Genomic DNA, 11879 nt, shown 5'->3' on the forward strand with positions numbered 1-11879 from the left:
CTTGGTGCGCCACGTCGGACTGATCACGGTCCACACGAGTCCGCTGGCCCAACCAGGGACGGGCGACGGTGGCGGCCTGAACGTCTACGTCCTCGAGGTCGCGCGTGATCTGGCGCAGCGCGGTATCGAGGTCGACGTGTTCACGCGCGCGGTCACCCCGTCGGCGCCACCGCGCGTCGAGGTCGAGACCGGGGTCCGCGTCCACCACGTCGTGGCGGGCCCGACGCGGCCCCTCCTCAAGGAGGAGTTGCACGCGTTCGTGCCCGAGTTCGCACGCGCGGTACTCCGACGTCCCGAGTCCGCCGAACTCGACATCATCCACAGCCACTACTGGCTGTCGGGCTGGGTGGGTCGCCACGTCGGGACGCACCTAGGCATCCCCCTCGTTCACACCTTCCACACGCTCGGGGTCGTGAAGAACGCGGCGCTCGCCGACTTCGACGTGCCCGAACCTCCGGCGCGTCTCGACTACGAACGTCGCCTCGCCGCCGAGGCCGACCACCTCGTGGCGTTGACGTGCGGCGAGGCGCGGCTGCTCCACCGCACCTTCGGGACGTCAGGCGCGCGCATCAGCGTCGTCCCTGCCGGCGTCGATCTCGACCTTTTCCAGCCCCAGGCCGAAGAGCGTGGCGATGACCCCGAGCCACGGCTGCTGTTCGTCGGACGACTCCAGCCGATCAAGGCTCCGGACGTGGCCGTGCGTACGCTCGCGGAGCTCCACCGGACCCACCCGCGCACACGCCTGCGCATCATCGGGGGGGTCTCGGGGACCGGAGCGGGACGCAGCGGACCGGACCAGCTGCTCGCCCTCGCGAAGCGCCTGGGCGTGAGCGAGCACGTCGAGGTGCACCCGGCGCGGCCACAGGCGCAACTCGCCGCGGTGTACCGCGAGGCGGACGTCGTCGTCGTCCCCAGTCGCAGCGAGAGCTTCAGTCTGGTGGCGCTCGAAGCCCAGGCATCGGGCACGCCCGTGGTCGCCGCTCACGTCGGCGGACTCGCGGATGTCGTTCGGGGCGGATCGCTCGTGAGCGGGCACGACCCGGTCGCTCACGCCGATGCCGTCCGCCGGTTCCTCGACGACGCGGAGCTGACGCGAGCTACCGGGCTCCGCGGCCGGGCCCACGCTCAGCGGTTCTCGTGGCAGGGCGTCGTCGACGGACTCCTCGAGGTCTACGCTCGTGCACGTCAGCCTGCTCTTCGCGCCGCCGGTTGAGGAACGCCACGGTGGACCCTGAACGCGCCCGCGAGGTCCTGCTCGGCGCACTCGACGATGCCGGACTCGAGACGGAGGATGTGGGCGACGACCGTTGGATGACGATGCTGTCGGGGCAGTGGAAGCGGACGATCCCGGTGATGCTGCACCTCGGCGAGCGCACGTTGCGTGTGACATCGCTGTTCTGCGCCGACCCTGATCAGGGGCACGAGGAGGTCTACCGCATCCTCCTGCGGCGCAACCAGCGCACGCACGGTGTGCACTTCGCGCTGGATGACGAGGGCGACGTGATCCTCACCGGGGGGATCGCGCTGGATGCCCTCGACGAGGAGGCCGTGGACCACCTGCTGGGAGCCGTCCTCGCGACCGCTGACGAGACCTACAACCAGGTTCTACGTGCCGGTTTCGCGGACTACATCGACCGCGAACAGAGGTGGCGCGCCGCCAACGAGCTCCCGGCCAACCCCGTGTCCGAGGCCCCTTGAGGGACTAGTCCGTTCGAGTCCCCGTTTCCCGCCCAACCGGGTGATGGCCGATGTGTCGGCCCGGCGGTTGCATAGAGCCACATCGTCGTCCCGTAGGTCGGACGACACCCTCCTAGTGGGAGATCAGGGGAATGCTCGCACGCAAGCTCACCGGCCTGGCGGCCGCTGCCCTCGCTCTCGGGCTCGTCGGGGTCACCACGACCGGCGACCGGGCGGTCGGTACGGCCCTGACCGACATGACCGCGGTGGAGTTCGAGGTACACGGCCTCGACGTCCCATCGGTCACCATCGCTGACATCGCCACCTACGCGTCGACCGATACGAACGCGGCCGAGAACGTGATCGGGAACGGCGCGCCGTTCGCGCTCGCGGACATCCTGCCGGTGGTGGTCGGCGACCAAGCGATCGGAGCCATCCAGGCCCGCTCGAACGGCGCCAACTCCAACTCTGGTTCCGCCCTCGCCCAGACGTTGGGCCTCCTCGACGTCGAGATCAACCCCGCGAAGGTCACGGCGGCCGCCACGGCCCAGGAAGCCACGGCGGTCGCCGAGCTCGCGACCGCGCAGATCGAGTCGGTGGCCGACGTCCTCGGCCTGGACTTCGAAGTCAACACCGCGGGTATCGCCAGCCGTGTGACGCAGGGCTCGGCGTCAGCGAGCCAAGGCCTCGAAGTCACCGGTGTCAACGTCACCCTCGGAGACCTGCTGCCCGCCGACCTCCTCGGCCAGCTCCCACTCGGCACCCTGATGGCCCTCCTCGAGGCGCTCCCGGTCGACGTGAGCGTCGACGTCGAAGCCATGGTCGACGCGATCACCGGTGCCGTGGACGCGGTGGCGACGGCCGTCGCCGGCCTCACTGAGGCGAGCGCTGCCCTCGCGGACGCCGTCGCTGCGGCCCTGGACACCCAGGCGCTCGTCGCGGAGCTCACCGCGGACGCAGCTCTCACGACGCCTGGAGACCTACTCGACCTGGTGACCAAGTACGCCACCGAGTGCCCTGACGCTGACGTCACCGACATCCTCGACTGCGTGGGGGGTCTGCTGGCCGACGCGGAGGCACGGCTCCTGCTCGACCTCGACGCGGTCACGCAGGCGGTGGGCGTCGTCGTCACGTTGATCGGCGACCTCGGGGACGCGCTGAACGACCTCGTCGACGCGCTGACCTCGGTCGACGGGACCGACCTCGACGCGGTGCTCGACGCACTCGCCGGGGGTGAGCTGCTCGACATCGGCGCGATCCAGGTCGGCGTCATCGCCACCGCCACGGATGCCGCCGAAACCACGAACGCGACGGTCGGCTGCAACGAGGTTCCGGTCCGTGCGCTCGGCATCGACATCGTCACGCCGAGCTGCCGTGAGCCGCTCGAGACGACCTCCGCAGTCGCGGCTCAGGTCACCGGAGCCGTCGAGGGCGTCATCGGGATCCTCCCGCTCGTCGCGGACATCGTCCCGGACGTCCGCTTCGGGATGTTCACCGACCTCGTCGAGTCGACGAGCACCGACGGCACGTACAACCGTGCGAACGCCGGTGTGACCGCGTTGGAGCTCGGGATCGACCCCGTGACCCTGTGCGCCGACTGCATCGTCGACGGACTGCTCGAGGACGTGCTCGGCCTCGCCGGGGACGTGGTCGGCAACGTCGCGTTGCCGGAGGGCACCGTGCTGGACGGGCTCGGACTGACCGATCTCGTGGACGACATCGACGGTGCGGCCGCGGCGCTGCCGGACCTCGACACGCTGACAGCAACCCTGCAGGGCCTGCTCGACGCGCTACCGCTGGATGGGCTCGTCGAGGACGTGACCGTGCCTGGGTTCGACCTCGTGGTCGATCCCGTGAGCACGGCCAGTTTCGCGGTCGTCCCTGCGGCGGCGCCCCCGGCCGCGCCGAACCCGCCCGCCAGCCCGACGACGCCTGGCGCCCCGTCGCTGCCCACGACGGGCGGCGGGTTCGCGCTCCTCGGCGGACTGCTCGCCGCAGGTGCGCTCGCGTTCCGTCGACGCGGCTGATCCCTTCAGGCACCGACGTACCTGAGTTGTGCTACCGCCCTCCGGGCTACTTGAGCACCTGAGTTGTGCTACCGCCCTCCGGGCTACTTGAGCACGTCGATGGCCCCGCTCCGGCGGGGCCATCCGCGTGCGTGGCACCGTTACGCTGCCCGCGGTTCGGACCACCGCCGATCGGGAGAACGGATGCTGCTGCGCCGGCTCCTCATCGCCGCGTCAGAGAGCCAGGGGCTGCGACGGCTCGCCACCGATGTGCCCGTCACCCGAAACGTCGCGTTGCGGTTCGTCGCGGGAGAGACGCTCGCTGAAGCTCTCGAGGTCACGGGGGACCTGAACCGGCGGGGCATGCGGGTGAGCCTGGACTACCTCGGCGAATCCGTCCACGACGCCGAGGTCGCGCGCCAGGCCGCGAGCGTCTACCTGGACGCGCTCGACCAGCTCGAGCGGGTCGGCCTCGACTGCTCGATCTCGGTCAAGCTCACGCAGGTCGGACTCGACGTCTCCGAGGACGTCTGCCGCGACCTGGTGAGCTCCATCTGTCGGCGCGCTGCGGCTGGCGGCCGGCACGTCACCATCGACATGGAGAGCAGCGTCTACACCCAGCGCACCGTGGATCTGGTCACCGATCTGCGGAAGGCCGGTCACGACAACGTCGGATGTGCCGTGCAGTCCTACCTGCGCCGGACCGCCGCGGACGTGTCGGCACTGACCGACCTGCAGGCATCGCTGCGGCTGTGCAAGGGGGCGTACGCCGAGCCGGCGGCCGTCGCGTTCCAGAGCGACGACGAGGTCGACGCCAGCTACGCCCGACTCGCGGAGCAGCTCCTGCGCAGCGACACCTACCCCCGGTTCGCCACCCACGATCACCGCTTGATCCACCGCATCCGCAACGTCGCTGCACGTCTGCAGCGGCCTCCAGACAGCTACGAGTTCCAGATGCTCTACGGGGTGCGGGAGCCGTTGCAGGGACGCATCGTCGGACTGGGTCATCCTCTGCGGGTCTACGTTCCCTTCGGCGGCGAGTGGTACCCCTACCTCGTGCGACGGCTCGCCGAGCGCCCCGCCAACCTCACCTTCTTCGTGCGAGCGCTGCTCGGTCGACGCGCGAACTGACCAGGAGGTCGACGTGGACGGAACGCTCGCCATCATCGGGGCGGGCCGCATGGGCGAGGCGCTGCTCAGCGGGCTGCTGCGGTCCGCGTGGGTCGAACCGGCGCAGGTGGTCTGCACCGCTCGGCGCACGGAGCGTTGCGACGAGTTGCACGAGACCTACGGCGTCTCCGCGACGACCGACAACGTCGCCGCTATCGAGGCCGCGGACGTCGTCGTCCTCGCCGTCAAGCCCCAGACCATCCACCAGCTGCTCGAGCAGGTGGGCAGCGCGTTCCACGCGGGCCAGACGGTGATCAGCGTGATCGCCGGGGTCCCCACGTCCGCGCTCGAGCGCTACCTACCCGACGAGATCCCCGTGGTCCGGGTCATGAGTAACGTCCCCGTCCAGGTCGACGAGGCGATGTCCGTCGTGACGGCGGGGAGCCACGCCACCGAGGCGGATCTCGACGTCGCAACTGAGATCCTCAGCCACGTCGGTCGCGTCCTGCGGCTGGCCGAAGAGCACCTCGACGCCGTCACCGCGCTGTCGGGCTCGGGTCCGGCCTACTTCTTCCTACTCGCCGAGGCGATGATCGACGCCGGGATCCTGCTCGGACTGCCCCGTGATGTCTCGACGGACCTGATCGTGCAGACCATGGTCGGCTCGGCCAAGATGCTCCGGGACACCGGCCGCCACCCGGTCGAGCTGCGCGAGATGGTCACCTCGCCGGGCGGGACGACCATCGCCGCCGTGCGTGAGCTCGAGCAGGCGCGGGTCCGCGCCGCTTTCCTCAACGCCATCGAGGCCGCGAAGCGGCGCAGCGAGGAGCTCGCCGGCCCCCACTAGACGCGGCCGACTAGGAGGTCGCGGTCCACCACGGCCACCAGCCCGCATCCCCGGGTGCGCGCGGCGACCGCGGTCGCGTCGCCGGCGAGGACCGTGGCGGTGACGGTCGTCCACGGGTTCACCCGCACCACGCCGGCGGCGGTCGCGACGTGGAGGTAGCCGTCGGCGACCGTCATGGCCCTCACGCTGGCGCCCACGTCGACGCGCCAGACGACCTCGGGGACGGACGGGTCGATCGTGAAGACGATTCCACCGTCCGTCACGCCCACGGGGTGTCCGTCCACGACCTCGAGGCCGACGATCGCCGTGGCCCCCGGCACCGGCACGAGGTCCCACTCCGGCGTCGCGCTCAGATCGCGGTAGGCCCCGACCACGGCCTCGCGCGCGAGGGGCTCGGCGCCGATCCCTCCCCAGATCTCGCTCCCTAGCAGCAGCACCCCGCCGTCGCTGGTGAGTGCTCGTACTCCCTGCCAGGGGATGACGTCCTTGAGCACGACGGGACCGCGGCCGGGATCGATGACGGCCAGAGCGCCCCCGAGACGACCGTAGTCGGGCTGGGTGGCGATCACGATACGGCCCGTGCCAGGGACGACCTCGATGTCGCGCGGCCGGATCTGGGCGTCGCCGACGCGGAGGGTGAGCTGCTGCGGGCTGCCCGTGCCATCGAGCCGCCACAGCTCACCGTCGGGGTACAGCGCGGCGAGGACAGCGTCGCTGGCCGCGGCGAGCACCTTCGGCTCGCCAGGTGCCCGGTGCTGGTGGCGTTGGCCGCTCTCGAGGTCGAGCACGTCGAGCTGCCAGTGACCGCCGACGTGGACCTTGGTGCCGCGGACCAGCAGGCTCTGGGCGGGCTCCGGGCCCGGCTCGAGCCCGATCTCGGCCAGTCCTCGGACCTCCGTCGCACCGCTCGCGCGGTCGTAGGTCCAGATCACACCCGAGCCTCCGACACCGGTGATGGTGTCGAGCTCGACGAACAGCGCTCGTGTCTCCTCGGCGTCGAGCGGATGGGCCAGCTGACGCAGCTCCTCGGTGTCGAGGTCGTAGCGCCAGAGGCGACCGGATCGCGTGGTGAAGAACACCTCGCGGCCCGCGAGCGTGATGGTGCTGATCGCCGCTCTTGCGCCCGTCTCCGCACGGACCACCTCGACGTCATCGGGGTTCTCGGTGTCGAGGGTCACGAGCAACCCCGATGGCCACGTGCCGGCGACCACGGTGCTGGCCTCCACGGCCAGGTCGTAGACGAACGCCTCGCCCCTCAGCTGCTCCTCCGCGAGGTGCACCTGCTCGTTCGTGACCCGATCGATGCGGACGAGGGCTGCCTCCGGGCCGATCCCGGCGAACACGTGCTGCCTCGTCGCGGCGATGCTGCGGACGTACTCCTGGCCCGCCACGACTTGCGGCCACGACCGGGTGGTGGCCTGGAGGGGGTCGTACTCGAACACCGCGCCTCCGGGGAACGTCCCTCCGTAGATGCGGCCGTCGGGTGACGTCGTGAGGTCCCAGAACTGGCGTTCCCCCGCTACCCGGGCCACGCGACGGGCTACCCCCCTTGCCCGATCGATGCGGTACAGATCGGGGTGGTCGGTGCCACCGACGTAGACCGCGCCCGCGTGCGCAGTCGCCGCCCAGGCGCCGCGGATGGTCGGCATCTGCACGACCTGCGAGACCCGTCCGGTCAGCGTGTCGACGTGCGCGGCGACCGCCGGCTCGCGGTGACGGGTGACGACCCACGGTCCCGCTGGGGTCGCGACGGCCGCGGTGACGGCGACGCCGACGGTGGCCGGCCCCCGGTTCGTGTGCGCGGCCGTACGACAGAGCCTGACGTCGCGCGTCCGCTCGGCGGTCGCGGTGCAGACCGCTTCCTCGCCCCCCAGCACGACGATGCGATCCGGATCGAGTCGGCCGATCTCACGTGCGACGGCTGCAGGCAACGATCCGCACGAGGGCACGAGCAGGATCGGTCCCCCGGTGAGGATCCCCGCCGCGACGGCATCAGCGAGTCCGTCGGCGCGTGCCAGGTACACGGCGGTGGCACCGGCTGGGAACTCGTGCTCCGAGATGGCAACGGCGGTCGTCGTCCGGGTGGGGCCGGCCAGCCGCGCGCGTGTCCTGCCCCGAGCCGCCTGGACCAGGGTCCGTTCGCACACCGCGGCCTCACCTCCCAGGGCGAACACCCGGGAGGGATCCAGTCGGTCGATCTCGGCGCTCACGATCGCGGGCACGCCGGCGCACGACGGTACGAGCAGCACGGGTCCGTCCGTCAGCGCGCCCGCCGCGACGGCGTCTGCGAGTTCGTCCGCGCGGGCCAGGTAGACGCTGTCCGCCCGCATCGGGAACGATCGCCGTGCGATCGTCGCCGCCGTCTCGATCCGGGACGCCCCCGCGAGACGATCGGTGGGCCGCTCGGATCCGGCGACCGCCTCCAGCGTCTCGTCACATAGCGCCGAGGTGCCACCGAGCGCCGTCACGCGGTCGGGGTCGATCCTCGCGATGGTCCGGTGCACCACCGAGGGAACCCCATCGCACGACGGGATCAAGAGGACGGGACCATCACGCAGGGACCCGGCCGCCACCGCATCGGCGAGGACGTCGGCACGCGCGAGGTACACCCGTGGTGCCCCGTCGGGGAACGCCCTCGTGGCGATGGCGGCTGCGGTGTCGATCCGTGTGTCTCCCGCGAGGCGCTCGACGACGCGCTCACCGGACGCTCCTGACACCGGAGTCGCGACGAGCAGGCACGCCAGCACGACGAGCCACCACGCACGCTGCATTCGGACTCTCCCCGCATCGGACCGCGAGGAGGATAGGCGCCCGACCCGGTCGTAGCCGGGCGCCCGGTTGCGGGCGTGGTTACCCTCGGACGTACCGAGGGAGTGACTGTGACCGGACCGGCTGGGGTGGCGCTGGTGTGGGACCCTGCCCTGGCCCGGTACGACTTCGGACCTCAGCATCCACTCGCGCCGGTCCGGGTCGAGTTGACCGTCGCGCTCATCGAGGCGCTCGGGCTGAGCACCGGACCGTCGGTGCGGGTGGTGGCGCCGGGGTCGTACGACGAGGACGAGCTACTGCGCCTGCACCGGCCCGACTTCGTCGAGGCGGTGCAGCGGGTCAGCGCCGATCCGAGCATCCGCGCCGATCTGGTCCACGGTCTGGGTCCCGGAGACAACCCGATCTTCCCCGACATGCACGCAGCCTCGATGGCGGTCTGCGCCGCGTCGAAGCAGGCTGCACGGGTCATGTGGGAGGGCCAAGCCGCGCACGCCTTCAACCCGGCGGGTGGGCTGCACCACGCCATGCCCGACCGGGCAGCCGGGTTCTGCATCTACAACGATCCGGCCGTCGCGATCGACTGGTTGCTGGAGCATGGTGCGGGACGTGTCTGCTACCTCGACGTCGATGTGCACCACGGTGACGGGGTGCAGGAGATGTTCATCGACGATCCGCGCGTGCTGACCATCTCCCTGCACGAGTCCGGGCGGTTCCTGTTCCCTGGCACCGGCTTCCCGGACGAGATCGGAGGACCCGGTGCCGAGGGGTCGTCGGCCAACGTTCCCTTCCATCCCGGCACCACCGGCCCGATCTGGTTCGAGGCGTTCGACCAGGTCGTCGTCCCGCTCGTCACCGCGTTCGCCCCGGACGTGCTCGTGACCCAGCTCGGCTGCGACACGCACGCGACCGATCCGCTCGCGCACCTGGCGCTGCGGATGGATGACTACCGCGCCTTGGCTGCGCGCATCCACGAGCTCGCGCATCACGCGGCCGGTGGGCGCTGGGTGGCGACGGGCGGCGGCGGCTACCAGATCGTCCAGGTCGTGCCGCGAGCCTGGGCCACGATGTTCGCGGCGATGGTCGGCGCTGACGCCCCGACCCGGGTGCCCGAGCGGTGGCAGCAGCTCGCACGCGAGCGCACCGGGCGCGATGCACCGGTGGACTTCGACGATCCCGGGCTGGTCCAGGAGGGCGTCGAGCGGCAGGCGCGTCGCGCCGCCGACGAGGCGGTCGCGGCCGTGCGCCGCCTCATCCTGCCGCGGCACGGGATCCCGGCGTGGGCCGCCGGGCGGCGGCGGTAGGCGTGGCAGTACACTGGCCAACATGAGGCGCGAACTGCTCACTGCTGCCGAGGTAGCTGACCAGCTACGGGTCTCGACCATGACCGTCTACCGGCTGATCCGCAGCGGCGAGCTGCCCGCGGTCCGGGTCGGACGCAACTACCGCGTGGCTGCCGAGGCTCTGGACGAGTACCTGCAGGCGCAGCTCGTCAACGTCGACGAGGCCGCGAACCCGGACTGATCGTGGCGACCTACGACGTCGTCACGTTCCTCAGCGACTTCGGTCGTCGCGACATCTTCGTGGGGGTCTGCCACGGCGTCCTGGCGCGTGGAGCGCCCCATGCCCGCGTGATCGACCTGACGCACGAGGTCCCAGCGCACGATGTCCTGACCGGTGCGCTGCTGCTGGCCCGGGCCGTTGCTCACCTCCCGTCCGCCGTGCACCTCGCCGTCGTGGATCCGGGCGTCGGGACCGACCGCCGGGGTATCGCGCTCGCCGTGGCCCGTGGTGATGTCCTGGTCGGCCCCGACAACGGGCTGCTCCTCCCCGCCACCGACGAGCTGGGTGGCGTGATCGAGGCCTACGGTCTCCCGGCGAACCGGACCGCCTCGGCCACCTTCGACGGCCGCGACGTGTTCGCTCCTGCCGCGGCGCGGATCGCCTCCGGGAAGCAGCTTGCGGAGCTGGGTCCACCGATCACCGATCTGAAGACGGTCACGGTTCCCGTCGCCGAGGTGGAGGAGGCGTCCGTGCACTGTCGTGTGCTCCTCGTCGACCGGTTCGGCAACTGCCAGCTCTCGGCCACCCCGGCTGACGCGGCGGCAGCAGGTCTGCCAGACGTGATGTCGGTGACGACCCCGAGGGCGGAGCACCGTGCCCATCGGGTCCGTGCCTTCGGGGACCTCGAACCACACCATCTCGGGCTCATCGAGGACAGCGACGGCCAGCTCGCTCTGGTCCTGCCGCGCGCTGCGGCCGCTGCGGAGCTGGGGATCGAGCCGGGCGACCGCATCGTCTTGCGCCCTTGATCGACCGGTCGTACACGGCGGGGGAGCTCGTGGCCGTATCTGCTTGACTTGGCGGTTCCCGATCCCCGAGTCCCGTAGGAGGTCCCACACCGTGGTCGACGCTCGCCGCGTCCTGGTGACCGGCATCTCCGGCACGCTCGCCGGGCTGCTGGCTCGACGTCTCGAGGAGCGCGACGACATCGCCTACCTCGTCGGGGTCGACGTGCGCGAGCCTCGACACGACCTGAGCCGCACCGAGTTCGTCCGTGCGGACATCCGCAACCCCCTCGTCGCCCGCATCATCACGGCCACCGAGGTCGACACGATCGTGCACCTCGGGACGCTCACGGCGCCGGGTCGCGCAGGTGGACGCACCCGCATGAAGGAGCAGAACGTCATCGGTGGGATGCAGCTGCTGGCGGCCGCCCAGAAGTCGCAGACCGTCGAGCGGTTCGTGCTCAAGTCGACCACCGCGGTCTACGGCAGCGACTACAGCGACCCGGCGCTGTTCCGCGAGGACAACACGCCCCGGGTGCCCCCCAAGAGCGGGTACGCGAAGGACGCGACCGAGGTCGAGGGCTACGCACGGGCTTACGGACGTCGCCGCAAGGACGCGACCCTGACGATCCTCCGCTTCGCGAACTTCCTCGGTCCGCGGGTCGAGTCGGCGATGGGTGCGTACTTCTCGCTGCCGGTCATCCCGTCCGTGCTCGGGTTCGATCCGCGTCTGCAGTTCTGCCACGAGGACGATGCGGTCGAGGTGCTGTTCCGGTCGGTGACCGAGGACCACCCAGGGATCTACAACGTCGCGGGTGAGGGGACGCTGTTCCTATCCCAGTGCGTCCGCATCGCTGGTCGTGTGCCGGCGCCGGTGCCGTTGCCGCTGGTCAGCGCGGTCGCGTCGTTGGTGCGCCGCACGGGGCGGGTCGACTTCTCGCCGGAGCAGCTGCGGTTCCTGCAGTTCGGTCGGGTGGGAGACACCGCTCGGCTCCGCGAGCAGTTCGGCTACGAACCGGAGTACACCACCCGCGAGACCTTCGAGGACTTCGTCCGCACCCGTCGGATCCGTGGCCTGGTCCACCGCGACGACGTCGTGCGGTGGGAGCGTGAGCTGTACGACTTCATCCAGCGGCATGGTCAGGAACGCTTCGCCGGCTCCCGGAGAGGAGGCTGAGGGTGGCG

The 11879-nt window shown here is 70.9% G+C and carries 10 protein-coding genes; 9 read left to right on the forward strand and 1 reads right to left on the reverse strand.

Annotated elements, in window-relative coordinates; genetic code table 11:
- Position 1: 1 nt before the first annotated feature.
- From KY469_17035 to proC, 5 genes are all read left to right on the forward strand, one after another.
- Entirely contained in the window at positions 2-1213 is a 1212-nt protein-coding gene (locus KY469_17035; protein ID MBW3664806.1) for a glycosyltransferase, read from the forward strand.
- An 11-nt stretch (positions 1214-1224) separates the two neighbouring features.
- Entirely contained in the window at positions 1225-1698 is a 474-nt protein-coding gene (locus KY469_17040; protein MBW3664807.1) for a YbjN domain-containing protein, read from the forward strand.
- 131 nt (positions 1699-1829) lie between these two features.
- A complete protein-coding gene (locus KY469_17045; GenBank protein ID MBW3664808.1) occupies positions 1830-3704 on the forward strand; it encodes a hypothetical protein in 1875 nt (624 codons plus the stop codon).
- 183 nt (positions 3705-3887) lie between these two features.
- Positions 3888-4814: a proline dehydrogenase family protein gene (locus KY469_17050; GenBank protein MBW3664809.1), complete on the forward strand. Its 927-nt coding sequence runs from the start codon at positions 3888-3890 to the stop codon at positions 4812-4814.
- A 13-nt stretch (positions 4815-4827) separates the two neighbouring features.
- On the forward strand, positions 4828-5640 hold the full coding sequence (proC, locus tag KY469_17055) for a pyrroline-5-carboxylate reductase (protein MBW3664810.1): 813 nt from the start codon (positions 4828-4830) through the stop codon (positions 5638-5640).
- On the opposite strand, the gene KY469_17060 is transcribed toward proC, so the two are convergent.
- Positions 5637-8411, reverse strand: a complete 2775-nt coding sequence (locus tag KY469_17060) for a cell wall-binding repeat-containing protein (GenBank protein MBW3664811.1) — start codon at positions 8409-8411, stop codon at positions 5637-5639. The genes proC and KY469_17060 overlap by 4 nt on opposite strands.
- 132 nt (positions 8412-8543) lie before the next feature.
- On the opposite strand from KY469_17060, the gene KY469_17065 reads away from it, so the two are divergent.
- The 4 genes from KY469_17065 (at position 8544) to KY469_17080 (ending at position 11871) form a co-directional block, all read left to right on the forward strand.
- Positions 8544-9710, forward strand: a complete 1167-nt coding sequence (locus tag KY469_17065; protein ID MBW3664812.1) for an acetoin utilization protein AcuC — start codon at positions 8544-8546, stop codon at positions 9708-9710.
- Between the two features lie 22 nt (positions 9711-9732).
- Positions 9733-9930: a helix-turn-helix domain-containing protein gene (locus tag KY469_17070; GenBank protein MBW3664813.1), complete on the forward strand. Its 198-nt coding sequence runs from the start codon at positions 9733-9735 to the stop codon at positions 9928-9930.
- Between the two features lie 2 nt (positions 9931-9932).
- Positions 9933-10718 (forward strand): SAM-dependent chlorinase/fluorinase, encoded by a 786-nt coding sequence (locus KY469_17075; protein MBW3664814.1) that lies wholly within the window; start codon positions 9933-9935, stop codon positions 10716-10718.
- Positions 10719-10809: 91 nt separating this feature from the next.
- A complete protein-coding gene (locus KY469_17080; GenBank protein ID MBW3664815.1) occupies positions 10810-11871 on the forward strand; it encodes an NAD-dependent epimerase/dehydratase family protein in 1062 nt (353 codons plus the stop codon).
- Positions 11872-11879 lie beyond the last annotated feature (8 nt).

Source organism: Actinomycetota bacterium (assembly GCA_019347575.1).
In the GTDB taxonomy this organism is placed as follows: Bacteria; Actinomycetota; Nitriliruptoria; order Nitriliruptorales; family Nitriliruptoraceae; genus JAHWKY01.